This is a genomic window from Pararoseomonas baculiformis (assembly GCF_017813395.1).
In the GTDB taxonomy this organism is placed as follows: Bacteria; Pseudomonadota; Alphaproteobacteria; order Acetobacterales; family Acetobacteraceae; genus Roseomonas; species Roseomonas baculiformis.
In genome coordinates, this window is sequence record NZ_JAGIZB010000007.1 from 134,414 (window position 1) to 157,259 (window position 22,846).

A 22,846-nucleotide genomic window follows, 5' to 3' on the forward strand; every position below is an offset into this window, starting at 1 on the left:
GCCGCGTGGCGGCGGCAGGCAAAGAAAAAGGGCGGGCCACCTTACGGCAGCCCGCCCCCTCCAGCCATCCGCCTCGCGGCGGGCGGCTTACTTCTCGATGCTGGCCACGACGCCGGCGCCGACGGTGCGGCCGCCCTCGCGGATGGCGAAGCGCAGGCCCTGGTCCATGGCGATCGGGGCGATCAGCTCGACGCTCATCGCGACGTTGTCGCCCGGCATCACCATCTCGACGCCTTCCGGCAGCTGCACCACGCCCGTCACGTCGGTCGTGCGGAAGTAGAACTGCGGACGGTAGTTGGTGAAGAACGGCGTGTGGCGGCCGCCCTCCTCCTTCGTCAGGATGTACGCCTCGGCCTTGAACTTCGTGTGCGGCGTGATCGAGCCGGGCTTGGCCAGAACCTGGCCGCGCTCCACGTCCTCGCGCTTCGTGCCGCGCAGCAGCGCGCCGATGTTGTCGCCCGCCTCGCCGCTGTCGAGCAGCTTGCGGAACATCTCGACGCCCGTCACCGTCGTCTTCACGGTGTCCTTGAGGCCGATGATCTCGACTTCCTCGCCGACCTTGACGATGCCGCGCTCAACGCGACCCGTCACCACCGTGCCGCGGCCCGAGATCGAGAACACGTCCTCGATCGGCATCAGGAACGGCAGGTCCTTCGGACGCTCCGGCTGCGGGATGTAGCTGTCCACGGCCTCCATCAGCTTCAGGATCGCCTGCTCGCCGATCTCGGGGCGCTTGTCCTCGAGGGCCATCAGCGCGGAGCCGTGCACGATGGGGATGTCGTCGCCCGGGAACTGGTAGGAGGAGAGGAGCTCGCGCACCTCCATCTCGACCAGCTCCAGCAGGTCGGGGTCCGCCATGTCGACCTTGTTCAGGAACACCACCAGCGCGGGAACGCCGACCTGGCGCGCCAGCAGGATGTGCTCGCGGGTCTGCGGCATCGGGCCGTCCGCGGCCGACACGACCAGGATCGCGCCGTCCATCTGCGCCGCGCCCGTGATCATGTTCTTCACGTAGTCGGCGTGGCCAGGGCAGTCCACGTGAGCATAGTGGCGGTTCGCCGTCTCGTACTCGACATGGGCGGTCGAGATCGTGATGCCGCGCGCACGCTCCTCAGGCGCCTTGTCGATCTGGTCATACGCCGTGAAGGACGCACCGCCAGACTTCGCCAGAACCTTCGTGATCGCAGCCGTCAGCGACGTCTTGCCATGATCAACATGGCCAATCGTGCCAATGTTGCAGTGCGGCTTGTTCCGCTCGAACTTCGCCTTCGCCATTCGCGTCCAGTCCTATCCCATCCAGGGGCGGAGAGCCCCCTGCCCGCCCAAGCAGGCTGTGTTGATCGGTATATGGTGTTTGGTGAAGCCGGTTTCAGTATCCGAAACCGAAGGGCGCGTATGGAGCGGGTGACGGGAATCGAACCCGCACAGCCAGCTTGGAAGGCTGGAACTCTACCATTGAGCTACACCCGCCCACTGGAACCGCCCGTTCTTCAAGCGGACCGGAATGGGCCGCCGCGCGCGCACCGCGCCTGCCGGGAGTGGGACACATGGAGGGGGTTGGATTCGAACCAACGTAGGCGCGAGCCAACGGATTTACAGTCCGTCCCCTTTAGCCACTCGGGCACCCCTCCACAGGGTGTCCCCAACCCTGCCGGGCGGGAGCCGGGGGACTATCCGAGAAGCGGGGGTGCTGTCAACGCAGCCCTGTCGCATAATGCGGAACGGCCCGGCCTTGCGGCTTCGGTCCCGATTTGCAGGATGCCGCCATGTCACCGCCTCGCAGGCCTCAGGGCCCCCGCTCCCCCGCTTCTTCCGGCGGCTCCCAGGAAAACCGCGGCAGCGGCCAGCCAAGCCGCCCCCGCGCCTTCGATGGCAAGCGGGGCTGGAAGGGCGGCGAGCCAGCCGCCGGCGATCCCGCCCGCCGCCCCGGCTTCAAGGCCGGAAAGCCGGAGGCTTTCCCTCGTGCCGCCGGCCGGCCGGAACCGGGGGCCGAGCGCGGCCCGCGCCGCCCGGAAGGGTCCGCCCCCGCCTTTCGCGCCCGCCCGGATTCGTCCCGGCGCGAGGAGGACCGCGCCCCCGCCAACACGATCTGGCTGCATGGCCTGCACGCCGTGGCGGCCGCGCTGCTGAATCCGCGCCGCCGCCTGCGCCGCCTGCTTCTCACCCCCGATGCGGAAGCGGCGCTGAAGGAGCGCCTGCCGGAAGGCACCTTCGCCGCCCGCAAGCTGCAGCCGGAACGCGTGGAGGACCGCGCACGGTTCCACACCTTCCTGCCGGAGGATTCGGTCCACCAGGGCGCCGCCCTGCTGGCCGAGCCCCTGCCCCAGCTGGCGCTGGACGATGTGCTGAAGATTTCTGAGGGCCCGGTGCTCCTCCTCGACCAGGTGACCGACCCGCGCAATGTCGGTGCCATCCTACGCTCCGCCGCGGCCTTCGGGGCCGCGGCCGTGGTGGTGCAGGACCGGCATGCCCCGCCGGAGACCGGCGCCCTTGCCCGCGCTGCCTCCGGCGCGCTGGAGATCGTGCCCATGGTGCGGGAGGTGAACCTCGCCCGCGCCATCCGCCACCTGCAGGATGGCGGCGCCTGGGTGATGGGCCTGACCGGCGACGCCACCCGCACCCTGGCCGAGGCCAAGCCGAGCGGCCGCCGCGTGGGGCTGGTGCTGGGCGCCGAGGGCGGCGGATTGCGCCGGCTGCAGCGCGAGACATGCGACGAGCTCGTACGCCTGCCCATCACCGAGGCGATGGAGAGCCTCAACGTCTCCGCCGCGGCCGCCGTGGCCCTTTACGAGATCGGACGGGCCTGATGGACACGGTGGCTGAGCGGATCCTGGCGGACCGGCAGGCGCGCAGGGGCTTCCCCGATCTCGGGCCCGATGCGCCCACGGATATCGCCGCGGGTTACGCGCTGCAGCTGCGGCTGGCCCGGGCCATGGGCGCGCTGCCGCCGGCGGGCTTCAAGATCGGGGCCACGGCCAAGGGCATGCGGGCCTATCTGGAGTTGGCGCATCCCTGCGCCGGCTTCTGTCCTGCCGGGGGTATCCAGCAGCAGGCCGGCCACTTCCGCCTGGCCGATTTCCACCAGGCTGGGGTGGAATGCGAGATCGGGCTTCGCCTGGGCCGCGACATCGCCGCTGGAAGCCACAGCCGCGAATCCCTGGCCGAAGCGGTGGAGCATGTCTTCGCGGCCATCGAGGTCGTGGATCAGCGGTATGGCGATTTCGTCGCCCTGGGCGCGCCTGCGCTGATCGCGGACCAGGTGTTCCATGCTGGCGGGGTAATCGGGGCACCGGCTTCCGGTTGGCCGGGGCTGGACCTGCCGGCGGCGCTGGGACAGGTGCTGGTGGATGGCACAGAACGCGCCCAGGGCCGCGGCGCGGAGTTGCTGGGCCATCCGCTGGACGCGCTGGCCTGGCTGGCCAGTTCCCCGGCGGCCGAGCTGTTCGGTGGCCTTCGCGCGGGACAGGTGATCTTCCTCGGCTCTGTCACGCCCCCGATCTGGCTGGAGGGCCCCTGCACGGTGACGGTGCGATTCGACCTGCTCGGAGAAGTGACGGCGCGCCTCACGTAGCGCCGCCGCTTTCCTGAAGCCAAGCCCCGGGGACCGGGGCGGTGCTGACGGGTTGTTAACCTTCGCCAGGCGATGGTGATCCAGCACCCGCAAGGGGCCATACCGTGCCAGGAGGGCTTGCCGGAGAAGGAAATCCTTCATGCAGTCCTCCCACCAAGGCCAGGGCCAGAACCAGGGGGAGATCGCGGGGGTGCCGAGCGCATGGCACACCCTGCCGGACGAGGTTCAGCTTACCCTTTCGCGTGAAGCTTTGCGGCGTGCCGCGGAGACGCTGGCCGACCACGCGGAACTCCTCGCGAGCGAGATGGAAATCGGCACGCTGCTGGACCAGGGCGGCCCCGAAGCGCTGCGCCTGTTCGCGGCCGTGATTCGCGCCACGAATCGCGACGGCTTCGCCACGGTTGGAAGTGCCTGATCCGGGCCACGCGCCCACCGCATGTGCCCCATCCCCTTCTGCCGAAGATGAAGCCCTGGACATGTTGCAGCGCAGCATCCACCTTGGAGACAGGGATAGGGAGGAAAGAACAACAGAGGTTCCATCCCATGCTGATCCTGTCCGCCATCATCCTTGCAGGGCTGATCGCCGCGCAGCTGGCCACCCACTACGCCCAGGCCCGCTTCGAAGCGTTCCGTCATCTTCCGACGCTGCCGCAGGGGAGCTGAATCCCTCTCCGCGCCCGGGCTTCCCGGGCGCGGCCGGTGCGTGGCTTAGGCCGCGTTGCTTCGAATAGCGATTCCGACCTGGGCTCCGCCATCGGCGACGGAGCGCTTCGGCTTGCTTCTTTTCACCTCGTAGAGGGCGGCATCCGCCAGGGCGATGGCATCCACCATGGTGGCGGCTTCCTGCGGGATCAGGGCCACGCCTGCGCTGCAGCCCAGGGCCAGCGGGCCAGAGGCCGTTTCCACCCCGGCGCGCAGCATGGCATCGAGCCGTGTCGAAACCTCCCGCGCGGCCGTTGCGACCTTGTCCTGCGGGCCGGGCAGGCAGAGGATGAATTCGTCCCCCCCCATCCGAACGGCCACATCCGCGTCGCGCAAATTGTCGCGGAACCAGGCCCCGATGCCGCGGAGCACGTCGTCGCCAGCGGCGTGGCCGTAACGGTCATTGATCGGCTTGAAACCATCCAGGTCGAGGGCGACGACGGCGCAACTGGAGGCCAGCGCCGGCTCGGCCTTCTGCCAGGCCTCGAAGCCGGCGCGGTTCAGCAGCCCGGTCAGCGGATCGCGAAAGGCCTGGTCCCGCAGCCACTCGATGCGCGCGGTCAGGTCGCCCTGGCCAGCCCCGATCAGGCGCCGGACCGCGCTGCCCATCCGGTTCGCATTCCAGGTAGCCAGGAGCCCGCCGAGGCCGGCGATGGCCATGGTGCCGAAGCCCAGGAAAAGGCCAAGCGGCCATAGGCCTGCAAGCACGGTCGCCCGGTCGGCCTCGGCCACCACCACCCAGCCGAGGCTTGGCTGGCCCGGCACGCCTTCCGCCTTGCCGAAGCCGAGCAGCGTGGGGTCCTGCCCCGGCAATGTCTCCTCCCGCCAGCCCCTACCCGGCTCGGGCTGGAGGCCCGCCAGGCGTTGCCCACTGCCCCGTTCCGGGCCAAGGAGGACGGCCCCATCGGCGGCGAGCACGCGAAGCACCGGCACGGGGTGCCGCGGTGCCACGCTCACCAGCTCGTCGCGCACGCTTTCGACCCAGCGCCAGGTCAGGTGCCCGGCAATCACCCCGAGCACTCGGCCGTCGGGGGAGTGGACCGGCGCGGCGGCATCCACGAAATAGGCCCCTTCCCCACCGCCCCGTTCCACCGGCAGCAATTTGGCCAGCAGGACAGCCGGGTGGACATCGCCGAGATGAAGCCCGTTCAGGCCCGGGGCGAACCAGGGCCGCGCGGAGACATCGGCGCCTTCCAACAGGCCACCCGTTGCGGCGATCACCCGCCCATCGCCCCCAGCGAAGCCGATCCAGGAGAAGGTGGGAGATCTGGTCTGCAGATCCTCCAGCAGCCGCCGGGCTGCACGAGGTTCCGGCGGCTCCCGCTCGAAGGTTTCGAAGCGGGTGAGGAGGCGCACATCATGCGCCCATTGCGACAGGCTCGAATCGAGGCGGGTCGCCATGACGCCCGCATAGGTTTGCAACTGCTCGCCAGCCTCGGCCAGAAGGCGCTGGCGCTCCGCGAGAAGAAAGCTGGCGGAAGCCGCGAAACCAAGCATCGCACAGACCGCCGCGACGGCTGCTCCTTGCCGCCAGCCGGCGGGAAAGCGGGCCTTGCTGGACATTTGGATCCCCCGAGCGGCAACCGCCTCCCGCCATCAGGAAGCGGATTTCACGGAAACGTGCGATATTCTATGACAACACTCGCTGTGGTTGTAAAGCGAATCAACTCTCGCCTCATGCCAGTCAGCTACAGCGCGTTGTGTCTCACTGCAGGAAACAAGCGGTCCTGAGCCTCCCTAAGGGGCCAGGAGCATCACCACGAAATGTCGCGGGTGGCGGCGCTCCCTAGGACAGCAAGGCCAGGATGCGTCCCGCACAGCGCCTGCGCAACCGCCCCGAAGCCAGACTGGCCATTGGCTGCTGTGTCGGTCGCTTCGGGAAACCCGGCAGCACGTGTCACCAGGACGGGTATCTGGCCCATGTCCGGTTCATCACTCCGGCAATGCTGATCGGCATTGGGCCGAAGATGGGGAACGCCAAGTGTATTCGGGCGGGGAGTTTGGTGCCGGGTGAGGGGATCGAACCCCCGACCTTCGGTTTACAAAACCGCTGCACTACCGCTGTGCTAACCCGGCAGGCTCGAAAACGCTGGTCCTTCGGCCGTCACGCCGCTTCGCTCCGACCGGCTATGCCGGCTCCTGTACCGGGATGCTGCTCGGAGCGACGCGGCGCGGCTTCCTTCTAACGCGCTGATCGAGCATGGGCCAGGGGCTTGGCGGCACGAGGCCGCCTTCCCTTCCCGTTCGCCTTCCACTGTCCTGCACCCAATACCCGTTTCGTGACGGCAACCAAGCCACAGCCTTCACCAAAGAGACGCCCCTGGGAGACCGACTGCCTTAGGCAAGGTTGTCATGCAGGTTCGAATGGCATGTCTCGAAGCCGGATAGGCTGCGGCCGATACGGTTCGAGTGCCTTGCCGTCCATGTCCACCCCCTTGCGTATCATGTCGATGACTTCCTCCGGGTTCGATTGATCAGGCCCGAGCAGCTCGACAAAGCGGTAGTCCCACCACCGCGTTGCTAGGAGGTCGCGGATAAGGGCTTCCGAAAAGCGATACCGAATGATCTTCGCGGGGTTGCCGCCCACGATGGCGTAGCTCGGTACGTCCTTCACCACGACGGAATGAGCAGCCACCACGGCCCCGTCACCGATCGTGACGCCGGGCATGATGGCCACGCCGGCACCCAGCCATACATCATTGCCGATGATGGGAAGGGCCTTTTGAGGGTTGGGATAAAATCGTTCGTATTGCTTGCCGCTGTCTTCGATGCAGGAGCGGATAATACTGAACTGGCTGTCGTACATAAATGACGAGGTGCTCAGGCTCTCAACCGGATGGCGAGGCTTGGGAACGGTCATACCGCCCGCAATGGAACAGTAACGCCCGACATGCATTCCAGGCACCATTGCTGAATACGAATAGGAGAAAGAGCCCATTTTACAAATCGTGCGCCCGTTCAAAAAACCACAATAGGGCTCCACCTCGACTGTACGGTCAAAACTAAGCCCATCACCAGGGCGGAGTCGGAAGGTGCCCGTCCGGTTCTCGAAAAAGATCCGGTGATCTCGCAGCCATTCAATGGACTGCTTCGTCAATCTGACATTCATCCCGAACCTTCCTAACCTGACCGCCCACTCTCTACAGACATGTTCGCCCCGTCAGGAAGGCTTGCTGCCTTGATGTCATTTCGGCACTCAGGATCGTCGCGCGAAGTTCTCCCGTTAGCTAGCTCACGGGTCCTCAATTCCGGTCCGCCACCGCCTCCAGCTCCACAGATCACCGGCGCCCGTTTCGGCTGCAGAACCGCCAGACCGGGGCGTCAGCGCCCAACAGCATGAGGCTCAGCAGCTCCGGGATGAGCGCATTGAAGCCTCGCGGAATCGGGCTTAGGTCAGTTCCCACCACCGCCTCACCTGCTTCCGATCCGGCAGGTTGTTTCGCCCCGCCGCCGCCGGCGCGGTGTTTCGGAGGGCGGCGGCTGAGCTCCGTGAAGGCAACGTGGAAGACGATATCTCCATCCCCACCCCCCGCATGTCGGATGCCGAGTTCCGGCTGTTCGAGAGCGTGCTGCGCTGTGCCCGGACCTATGTGGAATTCGGCACGGGCGGCAGCACCTGCCTCGCCGCCTCCCTGGTCGAAGGCTCGGTCATTGCGGTTGATTCCGCCCCGGAATGGCTCGATCAGGTCGCCCGTGCCTGCGCCTCCCGGCCGGGCTGGACGCAGCCGAAGCTGCTGCACGCCGACATAGGGCCTGTAGGCGAATGGGGCCGCCCCACCGATCCCTCCACCGAGGAACGCTGGCCCCGCTATCATGAGGCACCCTGGTCCATTCCCGGCACGGAGGCCGCAGATCTCTATATGGTGGATGGCCGGTTCCGGGTGGCCTGTGCCATGCAGGTGTTGCTGCGCTGCCGCTGGGATGCGCTGCTGGTCATGCATGATTTCAGCTCCCGCAAGGGCTACCATGTCGTGCGTGCCTTCGCCCGGGAGATCGCGGTGGCGGAGGATCTCTCTGTCTTCCAGCGCCGCCCGGATTTCGATGTGGCAAAGGCCCGCGCCCTTCTTGTCCGCCATGCCTTCGATCCCGGTTGAAAGAGGCTGAAAAGCCTCTCCGTCCACCCTATGTTCCGGGGCCATGGACACCCTTCCGCCCGTTCTGTTCCAGCCCATCCGCCGGCCCGCGCCGGTCGGGGGCAAGGCCCTCAAGGTCGTCTCGCCCTATGAGCCGGCGGGGGACCAGCCGCGCGCCATCGCCGAACTGGTGGAGGGGCTGAAGCGGAACGAGCGCGACCAGGTGCTGCTCGGGGTCACCGGCTCGGGCAAGACCTTCAGCATGGCGAAGGTGATCGAGGCCGTGCAGCGCCCGACCCTCATCCTGGCGCCGAACAAGACGCTTGCCGCCCAGCTCTACGGGGAGATGAAGTCCTTCTTCCCCGAGAACGCGGTGGAGTACTTCGTTTCCTATTACGACTACTACCAGCCCGAGGCCTATGTGCCCCGGACCGACACCTATATCGAAAAAGACGCCCAGATTAACGAGCAGATCGACCGGATGCGCCACTCGGCCACCCAGGCGCTGCTCGAGCGGCGGGATGTGGTGATCGTGGCCTCGGTCTCCTGCATCTACGGCATCGGCTCGGTCGAGACCTATGGCAACATGGTCGTGAAGCTCGAGCTGGGCGGGAAGATCGACCGCGACGTGCTGCTGAAGGCGCTGGTGGAACTGCAGTACCGCCGCAACGACGCCGCCTTCCAGCGCGGTACCTTCCGCGTGCGGGGCGAGACGGTGGACGTATGGCCCTCCCATCTGGAGGACCGGGCCTGGCGCATCTCGCTTTTCGGCGATGAGGTGGACGGGCTGCGCGAATTCGACCCGCTGACCGGCGAGGTGGCGGGCGAGATGGAGCGCGTGGCGATCTACGCCAACAGCCACTATGTCACGCCGCGCCCGACGCTGATCCAGGCGATCCGCGACATCAAGCAGGAACTGCGCGAGACGCTCGCGCGCCTGACGGCCGAGGGCAAGCTGCTGGAAGCCCAGCGGCTGGAGCAGCGCACCACCTTCGACATCGAGATGATGGAGACCACCGGTGTCTGTAAGGGCATCGAGAACTACTCCCGCTATCTCTCGGGCCGCGGCCCCGGCCAGCCACCGCCGACCCTGTTCGAATACCTGCCCGAGGGCTCGCTGCTGGTCGTGGATGAGAGCCACGTCACCATCGGGCAGATCGGCGGCATGGCGCGGGGCGACTTCGCCCGGAAATCCGTGCTGGCCGATTTCGGCTTCCGCCTGCCCTCCTGCATGGACAACCGCCCCCTCCGGTTCGAGGAGTGGGAGAGCTTCCGTCCCGCGACCATTTTCGTCTCCGCCACGCCCGGCGCCTGGGAGATGGAGCGAACCGGCGGCAGCTTCGCCGAGCAGGTGATCCGCCCGACCGGGCTCGTCGATCCCGTCACCGAGATCCGGCCGGTCGAGCGCCAGGTGGACGACCTGCTGGCCGAATGCCGCGAGGTGATCGCCCAGGGTGGCCGTGTCCTCGCCACCACGCTGACCAAGCGCATGGCGGAGGACCTGACGGAGTACATGACGGAGACGGGCATCAAGGTCCGCTATCTCCATTCCGACGTGGATACGCTGGAGCGGATCGAGATCATCCGCGACCTTCGCCGCGGCGTGTTCGACGTGCTGGTGGGCATCAATCTGCTGCGGGAGGGGCTGGACATCCCGGAATGCCGCCTTGTCGCCATCCTGGACGCGGACAAGGAGGGCTTCCTCCGCTCGACCACCTCCCTCATCCAGACCATCGGTCGCGCCGCGCGCAACGCCGAGGGCCGCGTCGTGCTCTACGCCGACAGGATGACGGACAGCCTGCGCCGTGCGCTGGAGGAGACCGAGCGCCGCCGGGCCAAGCAGATCGCCTGGAACGAGGCCCATGGCATCACGCCCCAGACCATCCGCCGGGACATCGCGGATGTGCTGCAATCGGTCTACGAGCAGGACTATGTCACGGTGGAGGCGGTGGAGGGCGACGCCGCCGCGGAGTTCGTGGGCAAGGACCTGCGCGCCAGCATCGCCGAGCTGGAGCGCCGCATGAGGGCCGCCGCCGCCGATCTGGAGTTCGAGACCGCCGCGCGGCTGCGCGACGAGATCAAGCGGTTGGAGGCACTGGAACTCGGGCTGGATGCACCTCCGCCTTCCGGGCATGAGGCGCGGGCGCGGGCGGATTGGAAGCCCAAGCCGCTCGGCCCCGGCGGTGGGGGCTATGACCCGGACAAGCGCTCCACCCGCACCGCCTCGCGCGGCGCGCCGAAGCGGAAGAAGGCGGGATAGGGCTGCGCCCTACCCGTCCAGCCGGACATCCGCGTTCTTCGCCACCTCCCGCCACTTCGCGATCTCGGCGCGCACGAAGGCGTTCGCCTCCGGCACGGTCTGCGGCGCCGGGGTGCCGCCGAGCTGGACCACGCGCGCGGCGAAGGCGGGATCGCGCAGCAGTGCCGTCGCATCGGCATTGATGCGGTTCACGATGGCCTCGGGCGTGCCGGTGGGAACACAGAGCCCGGCCCAGCCGATCGCCTCGTAGCCCGGCAGGGTTTCCGCGATGGCGGGCACTTCGGGCAGCTGCACCGCCCTTGTGGCGGAGGTGACGCCCAGGGCCTTGATGCGGCCTCCGCGGATATGCGGCAGGGCGCTGGCCACGCTGTCGAACATCATGGGGATGTTGCCCGCAATCAGGTCGGCCACGGCGGGGCCGCTGCCGCGATAGGGAACATGGGTCAGCTTGATCCCGGCCCGGTTGGCGAAAAGCTCCGCGGACATGTGCTGGGAGGTGCCCGGCCCCCCGCTTCCATAGTTGATGGCACCCGGATCGCGCTTCGCGGCGGCGATGAGGGCCGGCACGTCGCTTGGCGCGAAGGAGGGGTGCGCCACGATCATCAGCGGCACGGTGAACATCAGCGTGACGTAGGTGAAGTCCCGCTCCGCGTCATAGGGCAGGTTCCGGATCACGCTGGGGTTGATGCCGTTCGTCCCGCTGGTGGAGGCGATGATGGTGTAACCGTCCGGGGCAGAACGCGCGCCGGCCTCCATGCCGACCACGCCCGCTCCGCCGGCGCGGTTCTCCACCACCATGCGCTGCGGCCACTTGGCGGAAAGCGCCTCGGCCAGGACGCGGCCAATCGTGTCCGTCGCCTGCCCCGGCGGGAAGGGGATGAGGAAGCGAACGGGCTTGGCAGGCCAGGCTTCCTGCGCCCGCGCCAGGTGGAGGGCCGGCAGGCCCAGGGCGCCGCCAAGCAGGACGCGGCGGGTGGTGCGGATGGACATGGCGTTGTCTCCCGGGCTGGTTCATGCCGGGATTAGGCGGTGCGGCAGGGCCAAGCAACCTATGGCAAGCGCATAGCCGCTTCGGAAAATAATCTTGCCCGAGGCAGGGTCAGGGAAGAAGGAAACGTCATGGACTTCAGCGAGCCGCCAGAGGTCGAGGCCGTGCGGGAGGCCGTTTCCCGGATCTGCCAGGGCTTCGGGGATGATTACTGGCTGGAGCGGGACCGGCATGGCGGCTTCCCCGCCGATTTCCACCAGGCGCTGGCACGGGACGGATGGCTCGGCATCTGCATCCCCGAGGAGTATGGCGGGGCCGGGCTGGGCATCACCGAAGCGGCCGTGATGATGCAGGCCATCTCGGAATCCGGCGCCGGCATGTCCGGCGCCTCGGCCGTGCACATGAACATCTTCGGTCTGAACCCCGTGGTCGTCTTCGGCACGGAGGAGCAGAAGCGCCGGATGCTCCCGCCCCTGGTAAAGGGAACGGAGCGGGCCTGCTTCGCCGTGACGGAGCCCGATGCAGGGCTCGATACCACCCGGCTGCGCACCCGGGCCGAGCGGCGGGGCGACCGCTACGTGGTGCATGGCGAGAAGGTGTGGATCTCCACCGCCCAGGTGGCCGAAAAGGTGCTGCTGCTGGCCCGCACCACGCCGCTGGACCAGGTGCGCCGCCGCACGGAAGGGCTGAGCCTCTTCTACACCACCCTGGACCGCAGCCGGGTGGAGGTGCGGGAGATCGAGAAGATGGGCCGCAAGGCCGTGGACTCGAACCAGCTCTTCATCGACGGGCTGGAGGTGCCCGTGGAGGACCGGATCGGGGAGGAGGGCCAGGGCTTCGCCTGCATCCTGCACGGGCTGAACCCGGAACGGATCCTGATCGCCTCCGAAGCGCTCGGCCTGGGCCATGCCGCCCTCCGGCGCGCGGCGGATTACGCGAAGGAGCGCAGGGTCTTCGGCCGGCCGATCGGCCAGAACCAGGGGATCCAGCACCCCTTGGCAGAGAACTGGATGGAGCTGGAGGCAGCGCGGCTGATGGTTCGCCAGGCGGCGTGGCGGTACGACCGGGGGCTGGAATGCGGCGCGCAGGCCAATGCCGGGAAATACCTGGCAGCGGAAGCGGCCCTCAAGGCCTGCCAGCAGGCCGTGATGACCCATGGCGGCTTCGGCTATGCCAAGGAATACCATGTCGAACGGTTCCTACGGGAGGTGATGATCTGCCGCATCGCCCCGGTCAGCCCGCAGCTGATCCTCTGCCACATCGCGGAAAAGGTTCTCGGCCTGCCCAAGTCCTACTGAAACCGCCCTGCCCTCCCCCGCCTTCTATGGCCGGAACAGGCAGGGGCCATCGGAAAGGCGATGCTCGGGCGGATATGGAGGCTGGTGAAGGACGCCATCTCGGGCTTCATCGAACATGAGGCGATGACGCGCGGCGCGGCGATCGCCTGCTACACCCTGTTCTCCATCGCGCCCCTTCTCGTCGTCGCCGTCGCGATCGCCAGCTTCTTCTTCGGGCAGGCCATGGTGAGCGACGCTGTCTCGTCCCAGCTCACCGGCCTTGTCGGCCGCGAAGGCGGCCAGGCGATCCAGGAGGTGATGAAGGGTAGCTCGGAGGAGACAAGCGGCACCGGCTTCGCGACGCTCATCGGCTTCGGCATCCTGCTGATCACCGCCTCCGGTGTTTTCGCGGAACTGCAGGCGGCCCTGAACGTGATCTGGGCCGCGGAGGCGAAGCCGGTATCGGTCGGGGCGCTGGTCCGGGCGCGGGCGCTCTCGATCGGGCTGGTCGGCGCCACGGGCTTCCTTCTCCTCGTCTCGCTCCTGGTCAGCACCGTCATCGCGGCCTTCGGCGACTGGATCTCGGGCTTCCTGCCGGCGGTGGAGATCCTGCTGCGGGTGCTGAACTTCGTCGTCAGCCTCGGCATGATCGCGCTGCTCTTCGCGGCCATCTACAAGATCCTGCCGGACCGGCACCTGGCCTGGCGGGACGTGGCGGTGGGCGCGATCATCACCGCCTTCCTGTTCAGCATCGGGAAGCAGCTCATCGGCTGGTATATCGGCGGCAGCGGCATGGCAGAGAGCTATGGTGCCGCCGGGGCGCTGATCGTCGTGCTGCTCTGGGTCTACTACTCCGCCCAGGTCTTCCTGCTCGGCGCCGAATTCACCCGGGCCTGGGCCGCGCGCGAGGGCGGCTGGAAGGGTGCCATCCCCCTGAAGGTCACCGCACCGATCGGCGCGGACGCGCCCTGAGTCCTTCCGCCCCGGATTACCGCGGCGGATCCGCCGCGCCCACCGGCCAGGCGAACATCAGTTCATGCTTGTTATGCGCCCCATGGAACACGGCGCCATCCGGAATGGCCGCGAAGGCGGCGGCGGTCTCGTGGTCCGTCTCGCCCTGGAACTTGATGGTGACGCAGATGTTCCGCGCCGCCCCGGCTTCCATCCAGCGCCGCACCAGCCCGAGCAGGCGGGCCGGGTAGCAGATCACGTCGCTGAACAGCCAGTCTACCGGGAAGGGATCGAGCCCGAAGGCGCTTTCCCTGCGCACGGCCACATTGGGCAGGGCGGCCACGCGCGGGTCCATCTCGGCCTTGTCCACGGCCGTCACCTTCGCTCCCAGCTGGGCCAGCGCCCAGCTCCAGCCACCCGGCACGGCGCCAAGATCAAGGCAGCTCTCCCCTGGCGCCGGCCAGCGGCCGATGCGGGTCAGGGCTTCCCATAGCTTGAGATAGGCGCGGCTGGGCGGGCCTTCGCGATCCTCGACGAAGGCTGGCGCGCCGTTCACGAAGGGGCTGCTCTTGGTCGGGCTGGCCAGCAGGCGGTCCGGCGCCAGCAGCGTCCAGGCGCCCAGATGGGAGCTGGGCGGCAGCTGCGGAAAGGCCAGGGGCTTGGGGCGCAGCACCGGCAGGGCATCCCGGATCAGCGCGGCGCGGCGGTGATGCGCCACGTCCAGCAGGGCCCAGTTGCGCTGGATGGCGCGCAGCGCATCGGCCGCGGCCTTGATGGACGGCGCCGGGATGTCACGCGGCGCATCCCACACGTCCAGCGCCCAGGGCGTGGCATTCGGCGCCTCCGGAACAGGGTCCGGGGAAAGGGCAAGGGGACCGTGCCAGCCGCCGATGCGCCGTCCGGCACGGCGCAGATCCTCCGCCAGCTCCGCCTCGAAGCCCTCGGCCGCCAGATAGGCAGAGCGGATCATGCGCGGCGGGTCAGGGCGGAGACGGCCAGCAGGAGCCAGCCGAGCATCAGCAGCATGCCCCCCGTGGGCGCCACGGGGCCGAGGCTCCGGCCCGTGATGGCGACGTACCAGACGGCGCCGCAGAACAGCAGCATCCCCGCCAGGAAGGCCGCCCCGGCGCCCTGCACGGCCCAGCCGCCCCAGCGATCCGCCAGGATGCCGACGGCGATCAGGGCCAGGGCGTTCCAGCCCTGCTGCGTCAGGGCATTGTCGACCATGCGCGTGCGCGCGGGATCGAGCGCCAGCCCATGGGCGGCATAGGCCGAAAGGCCCACGGCAAGCAGGCCGGCGAGCGCACCGGCGGCGATCCAGAGGCGTGACATGGGCGAGGGTTACCAGAACCCGCCCGGGGGTGGGAGGGCACACGGCCCATCCCTCCCCCGCTTCCTCTCAGAAGGAGGCCCGCCACCCCAGCACGGCGATGACGGCGTCCGCCTTGTCCTCCCGGCTCTCGCCCCCGATGCTGCGCTGGTAGCCGACATCCAGGCGGAAGTTCAGCGGCAGGTCACGCCCGACCGAAGCCTCGATATAGGTGGCGCGCGGCACGGGGTTCTCGCTCCGCTTCCGCTCGTCCCGCTGGAAGCCAAGGGTGGCACGCCAGGGACCGTGGCGGGTTTGGGCGCCCACCGTGGTGAAGCGGCGGCGCTCATTCGCCGTCACCTCCCCGCGCTCGCCGGTTCCCATGCCGAACCCGTCCAGCAGCTCCGGCCCCTCCTCGCGCGGGTTGCCCCCGGCACCGCGGAACTGGACAAACTCCCCGAAGAGCAGGGTACGGGTTTCCTCGCTCCAGCGGATCTCGTGCCGCAGCCCCGCCGCGAAGCCGGTCTCGCGCTTGGTGCCGTCCACCCCCGGCCCGCGGGAGAGGAGGGCGAGATGGTAGGAAGTGTTGGGCAGGAAGGGCATGTTGTCGCCATCGAGGGAGATGGCGACGTTGTCGAACTGGCCTGTATTGCCCGGGCCGCCCTGCCGGCGGGAATTGCGGGAATACCGCTCGAACTCGCCCTCGCAGCAGCGCTTCCGGGTGAAGGCGGTCTCGCTCAGGAAGCTCGTATCGTAGCCGAAGGCCGCGACGGAGACCTCGTGCTCGCCGAAGCGCGCATCGGAAACATAGGTGAAGGTGCCGCCAACCCCGACGCTCTCGCGGATCAGATAGACCTCATGGGCACGCACATCGAGCAGCAGGCCGGGAAAGTCGTGATGGCCGCGGCCGAAGGGGGCCGAGAACTTGCCGGCATAGAGGTTGATCCGCTGGGTCGGCCGCCAGTCCAGCTTCAGCTCCTCGGTATAGGCCGCTTGGTAGCGAAAGCCCGTGGTGCCGCCATTAGGCTCCACCTCGCCCACCGGTTCCCAAACAATCACGCCCTGGATGGAGAACTCCGGCGAAAGGAACAGGCCCGCGGCCAGTTCCCCCCGCGAGAAGATGTTGGTGCCACGCTGGCGCCGCTCCGTCGCGGAGACGGTGGACTGCGAGAAGACGCGCAGATCCGCCTCGCCGGAGATCTGCGGATAGAGGTTCACGCCCCCCGTGGCGGGGGTCTGCGCCGCGGCGGGAAGGGCGGCGGCCGCGATGGCGGCGCCCAGGGCCAGTTTGCGGATCATGCATCACCCCGCATGGCCGGCACGAGCAGGCCGGTGTTGTGCCGGATCAGCGCCTCATAGGTCGGGGCAGGCCCGCCGGGCGGGGAGAGCGCATCGGAGTAGAGGCGGCCGCGGACGCGCACCCCGGCCTCCCGTGCCAGCCGGTCCAGCGTGGCGCGCGCGCTCATGTTCTCGATGAAGACCGCCGTGATTCCTTCCGCCCGGACCTGCCGGATCAGCGCCGCCACATCCGCCGCCGAGGGCTCGGACTGGGTGCTGACGCCCTGCGGGGCGAGGAAACGGATGCCATAGGCATCGCCGAAATAGCCGAAGGCGTCGTGGCTGGTCAGCACCTTGCGGCGGGCCGCCGGCACGGCCTCCACCGCGGCGCGCACCTCAGCGTCCAGGGCCGCCAGCCGCGCGACATAGGCCTCGGCGTTGCGGGCATATAGCGCGGCATTGCCCGGATCGGCGGCGGACAGGCCGGCGGCGATGTTGCGGACATAGAGCTGCACGTTGCGCGGGCTGCCCCAGGCATGGGGATCCGGCGCGCGGCTCGGCTCCACCGCATGGTTGCGGCGGCGGGCCGCGCCGCCGCCATGGGAATGGCCGTGCTGGTGGCCACCCTCGGCCGCGAGGATGGCCACGCCCTCGGTTGCGGTAACGGTGGTGCCGCGGAAACCGGCGGCATTGGTCAGGCGCCCGAGCCAGTCATCGAAGCCGAGGCCGTTGCGAACCAGCAAGGCGGCGCCGCGCAGCCTCTCGGCGTCGGAAGGGCGGGGCTGAAAATCATGTGCATCCCCGTCCGCGCCGACGAGGGTGTTCAGCGCCAGGGGGCGCTCTCCCGCGACCTGCGTCACGAGATCACCCAGGATGGAGAAGCTGGTGACGACCGGCAGCGGGCCCTGGGCCCTGGCATGGCGGATGAAGGGCATCGATAATGCGGCGGCAAGAAGGGCACGACGCTGCATCACAGGATCTCTCAATACGTTATAACGTATCATTAGCGAGGGCCGCACAGGCCCACAAGAGCAAGATCCCCTGCCCTCCCGCGCTTCAGCGGCGCCAGAGCCTCCGGATCCGGTCCCAAAGCCCGGTCCCGCGCCGGGCGATGCTGGCCTGGGTGGCATGCGGCCTGCGGGAGGGCGGAGGCAGGGCGCTGGCCACGGTGTGCCGGCCGGAGTCCTGCAGCGCGATCAGGCGCTGCTCCAGCGCGATCACCCCGGCCACGGCATCGGGCGGGTGGCTGGCAGCCAGGTGGTCGGCGGTCGCGCCGGCATCCTCGAAGGCCTCGGCCCGGCGGAGCGCATCGACCACGCGCACGGTCTGTTCGGCATCCAGCGGCGGGCCTGCCCGCCAGAGGGCCACGGCCTCTCCGCGCCAGGCCCGGGCCAGGTCCGGCTTGCGGGCATCATCGGCCGCCCAGGCGGCCTGGAGTGTGGCCTCGGCCGCCGCATGCAGCGCGCCCGTTTCCTCCAGCACATAGGCATAGGCCAGGAAGCGGCGGGACAGCGGCGGGTGAAACGCATCGGCGAGCAGGGCGCGGAAGGGCGCGGTGCCCACCGCCTCGATCGCCGCCGGGTGGGCATGGGCGATCTCGGGCGCGACATAGCCGCAATGCGGGCATTGCTGCAGCCAGGATGCCATGGTGCTGCGCAGCGGCTCGCCCGGGCGGAGATCCAGGTCCGGCGCGCCTTCCGGCGGGATGGGGCGGAACCGGGTCTGGCGGCTTTCGGTGCCGCAAACGGCGCAGCGTACCTCGGCCGGGCGCGCGCCCGCCGAATGGGGCCCGGGCTGCGGGCCATTTCGGGCGGCGTGGAACGGGCCGGGGGTGGGGCGGGGCATCACGTGACAAGTTAGGTGCGACCGGGCCCGGCGCGAAGGGGCGACTTCGAATCGAAAACACGCTGTCGCCCTGAATCACCATGTTGCACCGCGGCCCCGCGATGCGCCAAACAGGGGACATGCCGCGTGGCGACCTTTTCCCCGACATCGCACCCTATGAGACCGGCCTTCTGCCGCTTTCCCATCCGGGGGCCGGCGGGCCCGCGCATGTCATGTACTGGGAGCAGGTGGGGAACCCCCGCGGCCAGGCCGTGCTGTTCCTGCATGGCGGACCGGGAGCCGGGGCCGGCGCGGTGCATCGCCGGTTCTTCGACCCGCTGCACTGGCGAGTGGTGATCTTTGACCAGCGCGGCGCCGGTCGTTCCCGACCACTGGGCGAGCTGCGGGACAACACGACGCCGTTGCTGGTGCAGGACATCGAGACGCTGCGCCGCTTCCTGGGCATCGACCGCTGGCTGTTGTTCGGGGGCTCCTGGGGATCCACCCTCGCCCTCGCCTATGCCCAGTCCTATCCCGAGCGGGTGGCGGGCTGCGTGTTGCGCGGCGTGTTCCTGGGCCGGGCTGACGAGGTGGACTGGTTCCTCTACGGCCTGCGCCGCGTATTCCCGGATGCCTGGGGCGCCTTCGCCGAGCATGTGCCGCCCGCGGAGCGCAAGGACCTGCTTTCCGCCTATCTGCGCCGGTTGACGGACCCTGAGCCCACCGTCCACCTGGCCGCCGCCCGGGCCTGGAGCAATTATGAGGGGCTTTGCAGCACGCTCCTGCCCAGCCCGGAAACGGTCGCTTCCTTCGCCCAGGACCGCTCCGCCCTCGGCCTGGCGCGGATCGAGGCGCATTACTTCGCGAACGACCTTTTCCTGCCGCCGGAGGGCCTGCTGGCCCGGATGGACCGTCTGGCCCATGTTCCCGCGGAAATCGTGCAGGGCCGCTACGACATGGTCTGCCCGCCGACCTCGGCCTTCGAACTGGCGGAAGCCTGGCCCATGGCCCGGCTGACCGTGGTGCCGGATGCCGGGCATTCCGCGCTGGAGCCAGGGGTGCGGACGGCGCTGGTGGCCGCCGTGGAGCGCTTCCGGCGCCGCTGAGCTAGGCGGTGCGCTTCAGCCACTCGGCGCCGGCCGCGATGGCCCGGCGGGCGGCGGCCACATGCTCCCGCGCGCGCAGGAAGCCATGCACGGTGCCGGGGAAGGTCTCCTCCTCAACGGCAACCCCGGCCGCGCGGAGGGCATGGGTCATGTCCCGGTTCTCGTCGGCCAGGACATCGAGTTCGGCGATGGTGACGCGGCAGGGCGGCAGGCCGCGCAGATCCGCCCGGATCGGGGCCGCGTAGGGCGAGAGGCGGTCTGCCGGGTTCGGCGCGTAGCAGTTCCAGTAGAAGCGCATCCGCTCCGCCGTGAGGCCATAGCCTTCGGCAAACTCGGCATAGCTCGGGGTTTGCATCCGGTCGTCGAAGACGCCGTAGTTGAGCAGCAGGCCGCGCAGGCGCAGGCCCGGGTCGGATTGCCGCAGCAGCAGGGCGGCACCGAGGGCGAGATTCGCGCCGGCGGAGTCGCCGCCCAGCACCATGCGGCCGGAATCCAGCCCCCATTCGGCGCCATGCGCTGCCACCCAGCGCACAACCGCCGCAACCTCCTCGATCGCCTGGGGGAAGGCCGCCTCGGGGCTCAGCGCGTAATCCGGGCCGATCACGGCACAGCCGGCACCCTGGGCATAGCAGCGCATCAGCGGATCATGCGTATCCACGCTGTTCCAGACCCAGCCGCCACCATGCAGGTAGATCAGCACGGGCAGCGCCGGTTCCAGGCTCGGCCGGTGCAGGCGGCAGAGCAGGCGGCGGCCGCGGGCGAGCACCCACTTGTCCGCGCTTTCCGCCATACGCGGCTCGTCGCTGAACAGGGTGAGGTTGAGCGCATCATTCACGGCCCGGGCCGCATCGAGCGGGCGTTCCAGCAACTGCGGCGGGTAGCTCTCCGCACGCCTAGCCATCATTGCGGTGAAGGCGAGCATTTCGGGGTCGAGGCGGGAATCCGGGGGCATGGCGGCAGTGGAAGCCTGTTCCGGCCGGCGCTCAAGAGGCAGGACCTTTGCCAAGCGCTCAAGGGGCGCTAGGTTAGGCAGGCGTGTCTCCGTAGCTCAGCAGGATAGAGCACGGGATTCCTAATCCCGGGGCCGTGGGTTCGAATCCCGCCGGGGACACCATTTTCTAAGGGTTCCCTACCTCCCTCTCCCCGGTGCGGACCTTTTGCGGACCTTTTCAGACATCGGGCGCCCCCTGCGCCGATGCACTTCAGGGAGGTTGTGATGAGTGCAGTGCTGCCCATTCGCTCTCACTACGTGGAGGGAACTTCATCGCCCGAGATCGTCGTGGAGCGGAGAGGTTATGGATCAGCAGGCTGGGGCTGGCGTCTGACCAGGGATAATCAGCCTTTTCGGACCGGTCCCGGCGGCTTCCGCAGTGCTGAAGAGGCCTATGAGGCAGCACAGGCAGAACTTGGGCGAGGCCTGCGGCCCCGCTAGCCCCTGCCATGCCCCCCCGGCATGGGTCCTTCCGGCCCCCCTCCCCCGACTGCGGGGGTTTCGCGGCGCGCGACCTCGCTAGGTGCCAGGCCGCCCAAGGGGGTTGTGGTAGTAGCCGAGGGCACGGAGACCGACTTCCGGCTCTGGGAGATCGCGGAGAACCTGCACCGCGCCGAGCTGACCGTGCAGGAGCGGTCGGACCACATCGCGGAATGGGTTCGGCTGACTGCGGAGAAGGTGGCCCAAGTTGGGCCACCTACTGGAGGAGCGCAGCCCGGCGAGCAGGGCATCCGCAAGGCCGCCAAGGATCTGGGCGTGAAGCGCCAAGAGGCGCAGCGGGCGGTCAAAATTGCCTCCATTGCACCCGAAGCCAAGGATGCCGCTCGCGAGGCCGGGTTGGACGGCTCTAGTTGACGGTCGCGGCGGCCTCAGCAGCTTCCATGGCGGCGAAGGCGCGGGACGTTTCGCCCGAGGCGAGGATCGACAGCGCCTCATGCACCAAGTCAGTCAGCACCGCCTGCGCCTCAACCGGCGTCGCCTTCCCGATCACCAGCGGGGCGGCCTTGTAGGGTAGCGCCAGGAACCGTTCGCGGGCGGATGAGACCAGGGCCCCGAACACCCTCTCGAGATCCCCTGCGGGGACGAGCTCGCCGCGGGTGACCGCGTTTTTCATGGCCGTGGCATCGGCCTGCTCGGCGGCCAGGCGGGCCCGCTCCTGAACCAAGTCGAGGCCTTCGCCGCTCTCCGCCGAAGCGCGGCCGGCGGCGACCTCCCGGAGGTGGCGGACGTAGGCGAGGCGGCAGGCGTCCAGATCCAGTCCCCCCTTTCCCGCGGCGCCGGGGATGATGGCCCGCTGGATGAGCGCGGAGACGGCCTGCTGCGTCAGGTCGAGATGAGCGGCGACCTCAGCCTGGGTGGCCATGACGGTTCACTTCTCCTGCTTGGATGGACCGCCCAGCCAGGGCGCAACCCGCAACCCGGAGGGGCTTGGAACCCGCAACCCGGCGAGACCTACAAAGCCTTGCCCCATGCGCCCGGAGCGCTCCGCATCCGCAACCCGCAACCTCATTTCAGGGCCATAGCTAGCGACGGCGCGCGGTCGCGAAACCCCCGCACGTCAGAAGGGGGGTCAGAGGGACCCGTGCCAGGGCCCCCTGCCTTCCTGGGTCTGGGGGAGGCGCGTGTCTCCACGAACGCCTCCCCCTCCCCAATGCGTCCGGCGCGGGGCTCCCGGCGCATTGTTCTGGCCACCCGCGCCAGCCGCACAGCTTCAGGCCACGGCCTTCGGCATCCCGCGCCCCGCATATCGGGGCAGATCCGCGAGGCTGACGGTGAACTCGTCCCCTGCATGGACAACGCGGCCCTCGGGCTGATCCGGATTGTCCACGACGGTGAAGTCGGTGATCGCCACCAGCGTGACGGAGCCGGTCCCGGCGGCGGCAGCCTCTCGCTCCTCCTTCCACTTTTGCTGCTGGACGAGGATGCGCGCGGCCTCGTGGGCGGCGTCATGCGGCACCATGGGGACATGCGGCGAGCGCGGGGCGGTGCTGACGGGTTCGGCCATGCTGGCCTCCTTCGGGATGGTGTTGGTCCCGCGGCGGGGCATCACAGTCCCTCGCGTGCGAGTTCAGCGAAAATGCCGGTGGTGTCGTCGGCGGTCTGGACCATCCGCCGGATGTCGGGGCGGGAAACCATATCGACCTCCTTCATTCCCCCTGCCGCGGCCCGAGCAGCGTTGCGGCGGTCGATCTCGGCATTATGCCGCCGCACCATCTCTGCCTCGGCGCTCGGCGCTAGGTCGTGAACCTGGACACCAGGGATGGGCGATGGGGTTCTGCCGTAGGTCACCAAGGGCTGCGGCGGCGGCGCTTTATCCGCCGGCTTCGGGCGGCCCGTGACCGGATGGTAGATCTGGCGCTCGTCATAGAGGCGCTGCGCCTCATCTCGTGTCACGCGAAGCGTCTGCTCGGCGCCCAGGCGAAGGGGAGGCATCCCCTCCACACCCGAGGGATGCGGATCGATCGTCACCGTGTAGCCGGCGGCAACCGTGACCAGAACCATGTCGTCCATGGGCT

At 68.9% G+C, this 22,846-nt stretch carries 22 protein-coding genes and 4 tRNA genes; 10 read left to right on the forward strand and 16 right to left on the reverse strand.

From position 1 onward, the window contains the following. Positions 1-87: 87 nt before the first annotated feature. The 3 genes from tuf to J8J14_RS09380 form a co-directional block, all read right to left on the reverse strand. The gene (gene tuf / locus J8J14_RS09370) at positions 88-1,275 is read right to left on the reverse strand and encodes an elongation factor Tu (protein ID WP_209379220.1); all 1,188 of its coding nucleotides are present in this window, start codon (positions 1,273-1,275) and stop codon (positions 88-90) included. A gap of 121 nt (positions 1,276-1,396) precedes the next feature. Beyond that, positions 1,397-1,470 (reverse strand) — tRNA-Gly (locus tag J8J14_RS09375). Between the two features lie 78 nt (positions 1,471-1,548). Then, positions 1,549-1,631 (reverse strand) — tRNA-Tyr (locus J8J14_RS09380). 456 nt (positions 1,632-2,087) lie between these two features. Here J8J14_RS09380 and J8J14_RS09385 point away from each other — a divergent pair. The 3 genes from J8J14_RS09385 to J8J14_RS09395 all read left to right on the forward strand — a co-directional run bounded on the left by J8J14_RS09385 (position 2,088) and on the right by J8J14_RS09395 (position 3,986). Continuing rightward, positions 2,088-2,807 carry a TrmH family RNA methyltransferase gene (locus tag J8J14_RS09385; protein ID WP_342452426.1) on the forward strand — a complete coding sequence of 240 codons (720 nt, stop codon included), beginning with the start codon at positions 2,088-2,090 and terminating at the stop codon, positions 2,805-2,807. Beyond that, the gene (locus tag J8J14_RS09390; RefSeq protein WP_209379235.1) at positions 2,807-3,571 is read left to right on the forward strand and encodes a 2-keto-4-pentenoate hydratase; all 765 of its coding nucleotides are present in this window, start codon (positions 2,807-2,809) and stop codon (positions 3,569-3,571) included. The genes J8J14_RS09385 and J8J14_RS09390 overlap by 1 nt, the downstream gene beginning before the upstream one ends. A gap of 139 nt (positions 3,572-3,710) precedes the next feature. After that, positions 3,711-3,986, forward strand: coding sequence for a hypothetical protein (locus J8J14_RS09395; protein ID WP_209379236.1), 276 nt, complete (start codon positions 3,711-3,713; stop codon positions 3,984-3,986). Between the two features lie 293 nt (positions 3,987-4,279). Here the strand turns inward: J8J14_RS09395 and J8J14_RS09400 are convergent, their stop codons facing one another. The 3 genes from J8J14_RS09400 to J8J14_RS09410 form a co-directional block, all read right to left on the reverse strand. Continuing rightward, positions 4,280-5,836 carry a GGDEF domain-containing protein gene (locus tag J8J14_RS09400; protein WP_209379237.1) on the reverse strand — a complete coding sequence of 519 codons (1,557 nt, stop codon included), beginning with the start codon at positions 5,834-5,836 and terminating at the stop codon, positions 4,280-4,282. A gap of 438 nt (positions 5,837-6,274) precedes the next feature. Then, positions 6,275-6,349: transfer RNA gene (locus tag J8J14_RS09405), tRNA-Thr, on the reverse strand. Positions 6,350-6,623: 274 nt separating this feature from the next. Beyond that, positions 6,624-7,370 carry a CatB-related O-acetyltransferase gene (locus tag J8J14_RS09410; protein ID WP_245215605.1) on the reverse strand — a complete coding sequence of 249 codons (747 nt, stop codon included), beginning with the start codon at positions 7,368-7,370 and terminating at the stop codon, positions 6,624-6,626. A 403-nt stretch (positions 7,371-7,773) separates the two neighbouring features. Between J8J14_RS09410 and J8J14_RS09415 the strand changes: the two genes are divergently transcribed. Next, complete coding sequence (locus J8J14_RS09415; RefSeq protein WP_209379238.1) at positions 7,774-8,367, forward strand: hypothetical protein; 594 nt, start codon at positions 7,774-7,776, stop codon at positions 8,365-8,367. 43 nt (positions 8,368-8,410) lie between these two features. Next, positions 8,411-10,606 carry an excinuclease ABC subunit UvrB gene (gene uvrB / locus J8J14_RS09420; protein ID WP_209379239.1) on the forward strand — a complete coding sequence of 732 codons (2,196 nt, stop codon included), beginning with the start codon at positions 8,411-8,413 and terminating at the stop codon, positions 10,604-10,606. A 9-nt stretch (positions 10,607-10,615) separates the two neighbouring features. Here uvrB and J8J14_RS09425 read toward each other — a convergent pair whose 3' ends face one another. Then, positions 10,616-11,596, reverse strand: a complete 981-nt coding sequence (locus tag J8J14_RS09425) for a Bug family tripartite tricarboxylate transporter substrate binding protein (protein ID WP_209379240.1) — start codon at positions 11,594-11,596, stop codon at positions 10,616-10,618. 129 nt (positions 11,597-11,725) lie between these two features. Between J8J14_RS09425 and J8J14_RS09430 the strand changes: the two genes are divergently transcribed. Together J8J14_RS09430 and J8J14_RS09435 are read left to right on the forward strand one after the other, a co-directional pair. Continuing rightward, positions 11,726-12,892, forward strand: coding sequence for an acyl-CoA dehydrogenase family protein (locus J8J14_RS09430; RefSeq protein ID WP_209379241.1), 1,167 nt, complete (start codon positions 11,726-11,728; stop codon positions 12,890-12,892). A gap of 84 nt (positions 12,893-12,976) precedes the next feature. Then, positions 12,977-13,843, forward strand: a complete 867-nt coding sequence (locus tag J8J14_RS09435) for a YihY/virulence factor BrkB family protein (protein ID WP_342452421.1) — start codon at positions 12,977-12,979, stop codon at positions 13,841-13,843. A gap of 16 nt (positions 13,844-13,859) precedes the next feature. Here J8J14_RS09435 and J8J14_RS09440 read toward each other — a convergent pair whose 3' ends face one another. The 5 genes from J8J14_RS09440 to J8J14_RS09460 form a co-directional block, all read right to left on the reverse strand. After that, entirely contained in the window at positions 13,860-14,792 is a 933-nt protein-coding gene (locus J8J14_RS09440; RefSeq protein WP_209379243.1) for an SAM-dependent methyltransferase, read from the reverse strand. Then, positions 14,789-15,154, reverse strand: a complete 366-nt coding sequence (locus J8J14_RS09445; RefSeq protein WP_209379244.1) for a DUF423 domain-containing protein — start codon at positions 15,152-15,154, stop codon at positions 14,789-14,791. The genes J8J14_RS09440 and J8J14_RS09445 overlap by 4 nt, the downstream gene beginning before the upstream one ends. A gap of 67 nt (positions 15,155-15,221) precedes the next feature. Beyond that, positions 15,222-16,430 (reverse strand): hypothetical protein, encoded by a 1,209-nt coding sequence (locus J8J14_RS09450; protein WP_209379245.1) that lies wholly within the window; start codon positions 16,428-16,430, stop codon positions 15,222-15,224. After that, on the reverse strand, positions 16,427-17,380 hold the full coding sequence (locus J8J14_RS09455; RefSeq protein ID WP_209379246.1) for a metal ABC transporter solute-binding protein, Zn/Mn family: 954 nt from the start codon (positions 17,378-17,380) through the stop codon (positions 16,427-16,429). The genes J8J14_RS09450 and J8J14_RS09455 overlap by 4 nt, the downstream gene beginning before the upstream one ends. Before the next feature lie 85 nt (positions 17,381-17,465). Next, positions 17,466-18,254: a hypothetical protein gene (locus J8J14_RS09460; protein WP_209379247.1), complete on the reverse strand. Its 789-nt coding sequence runs from the start codon at positions 18,252-18,254 to the stop codon at positions 17,466-17,468. Between the two features lie 119 nt (positions 18,255-18,373). On the opposite strand from J8J14_RS09460, the gene pip reads away from it, so the two are divergent. After that, the gene (gene pip, locus J8J14_RS09465; RefSeq protein WP_209379248.1) at positions 18,374-19,339 is read left to right on the forward strand and encodes a prolyl aminopeptidase; all 966 of its coding nucleotides are present in this window, start codon (positions 18,374-18,376) and stop codon (positions 19,337-19,339) included. A gap of 1 nt (position 19,340) precedes the next feature. On the opposite strand, the gene J8J14_RS09470 is transcribed toward pip, so the two are convergent. Next, positions 19,341-20,291 carry an alpha/beta hydrolase gene (locus J8J14_RS09470; RefSeq protein ID WP_209379249.1) on the reverse strand — a complete coding sequence of 317 codons (951 nt, stop codon included), beginning with the start codon at positions 20,289-20,291 and terminating at the stop codon, positions 19,341-19,343. An 85-nt stretch (positions 20,292-20,376) separates the two neighbouring features. Between J8J14_RS09470 and J8J14_RS09475 the strand changes: the two genes are divergently transcribed. Beyond that, positions 20,377-20,453, forward strand: a tRNA-Arg gene (locus J8J14_RS09475). A 423-nt stretch (positions 20,454-20,876) separates the two neighbouring features. Next, the gene (locus J8J14_RS09480) at positions 20,877-21,185 is read left to right on the forward strand and encodes a hypothetical protein (RefSeq protein WP_209379250.1); all 309 of its coding nucleotides are present in this window, start codon (positions 20,877-20,879) and stop codon (positions 21,183-21,185) included. Here J8J14_RS09480 and J8J14_RS09485 read toward each other — a convergent pair. The 3 genes from J8J14_RS09485 to J8J14_RS09495 form a co-directional block, all read right to left on the reverse strand. After that, positions 21,178-21,693 (reverse strand): hypothetical protein, encoded by a 516-nt coding sequence (locus J8J14_RS09485; RefSeq protein ID WP_209379251.1) that lies wholly within the window; start codon positions 21,691-21,693, stop codon positions 21,178-21,180. The two genes, J8J14_RS09480 and J8J14_RS09485, sit on opposite strands and share 8 nt — an antisense overlap. Before the next feature lie 348 nt (positions 21,694-22,041). Then, on the reverse strand, positions 22,042-22,335 hold the full coding sequence (locus J8J14_RS09490; protein WP_209379252.1) for a hypothetical protein: 294 nt from the start codon (positions 22,333-22,335) through the stop codon (positions 22,042-22,044). 41 nt (positions 22,336-22,376) lie between these two features. Further along, positions 22,377-22,841: a hypothetical protein gene (locus J8J14_RS09495; protein WP_209379253.1), complete on the reverse strand. Its 465-nt coding sequence runs from the start codon at positions 22,839-22,841 to the stop codon at positions 22,377-22,379. Positions 22,842-22,846: the final 5 nt, after the last annotated feature.

What these genes read in the sequence shown, in the direction of transcription:
- tuf (WP_209379220.1), bottom strand. Translation starts at nt 1,275, where the DNA reads ATGGCGAAGGCGAAGTTCGAGCGGAACAAGCCGCACTGCAACATTGGC.
- J8J14_RS09390 (WP_209379235.1), top strand. Translation starts at nt 2,807, where the DNA reads ATGGACACGGTGGCTGAGCGGATCCTGGCGGACCGGCAGGCGCGCAGG.
- J8J14_RS09395 (WP_209379236.1), top strand. Translation starts at nt 3,711, where the DNA reads ATGCAGTCCTCCCACCAAGGCCAGGGCCAGAACCAGGGGGAGATCGCG.
- J8J14_RS09400 (WP_209379237.1), bottom strand. Translation starts at nt 5,836, where the DNA reads ATGTCCAGCAAGGCCCGCTTTCCCGCCGGCTGGCGGCAAGGAGCAGCC.
- uvrB (WP_209379239.1), top strand. Translation starts at nt 8,411, where the DNA reads ATGGACACCCTTCCGCCCGTTCTGTTCCAGCCCATCCGCCGGCCCGCG.
- J8J14_RS09425 (WP_209379240.1), bottom strand. Translation starts at nt 11,596, where the DNA reads ATGTCCATCCGCACCACCCGCCGCGTCCTGCTTGGCGGCGCCCTGGGC.
- J8J14_RS09430 (WP_209379241.1), top strand. Translation starts at nt 11,726, where the DNA reads ATGGACTTCAGCGAGCCGCCAGAGGTCGAGGCCGTGCGGGAGGCCGTT.
- J8J14_RS09440 (WP_209379243.1), bottom strand. Translation starts at nt 14,792, where the DNA reads ATGATCCGCTCTGCCTATCTGGCGGCCGAGGGCTTCGAGGCGGAGCTG.
- J8J14_RS09445 (WP_209379244.1), bottom strand. Translation starts at nt 15,154, where the DNA reads ATGTCACGCCTCTGGATCGCCGCCGGTGCGCTCGCCGGCCTGCTTGCC.
- J8J14_RS09450 (WP_209379245.1), bottom strand. Translation starts at nt 16,430, where the DNA reads ATGATCCGCAAACTGGCCCTGGGCGCCGCCATCGCGGCCGCCGCCCTT.
- J8J14_RS09455 (WP_209379246.1), bottom strand. Translation starts at nt 17,380, where the DNA reads ATGCAGCGTCGTGCCCTTCTTGCCGCCGCATTATCGATGCCCTTCATC.
- J8J14_RS09460 (WP_209379247.1), bottom strand. Translation starts at nt 18,254, where the DNA reads ATGCCCCGCCCCACCCCCGGCCCGTTCCACGCCGCCCGAAATGGCCCG.
- pip (WP_209379248.1), top strand. Translation starts at nt 18,374, where the DNA reads ATGCCGCGTGGCGACCTTTTCCCCGACATCGCACCCTATGAGACCGGC.
- J8J14_RS09470 (WP_209379249.1), bottom strand. Translation starts at nt 20,291, where the DNA reads ATGCCCCCGGATTCCCGCCTCGACCCCGAAATGCTCGCCTTCACCGCA.
- J8J14_RS09485 (WP_209379251.1), bottom strand. Translation starts at nt 21,693, where the DNA reads ATGGCCACCCAGGCTGAGGTCGCCGCTCATCTCGACCTGACGCAGCAG.
- J8J14_RS09490 (WP_209379252.1), bottom strand. Translation starts at nt 22,335, where the DNA reads ATGGCCGAACCCGTCAGCACCGCCCCGCGCTCGCCGCATGTCCCCATG.
- J8J14_RS09495 (WP_209379253.1), bottom strand. Translation starts at nt 22,841, where the DNA reads ATGGACGACATGGTTCTGGTCACGGTTGCCGCCGGCTACACGGTGACG.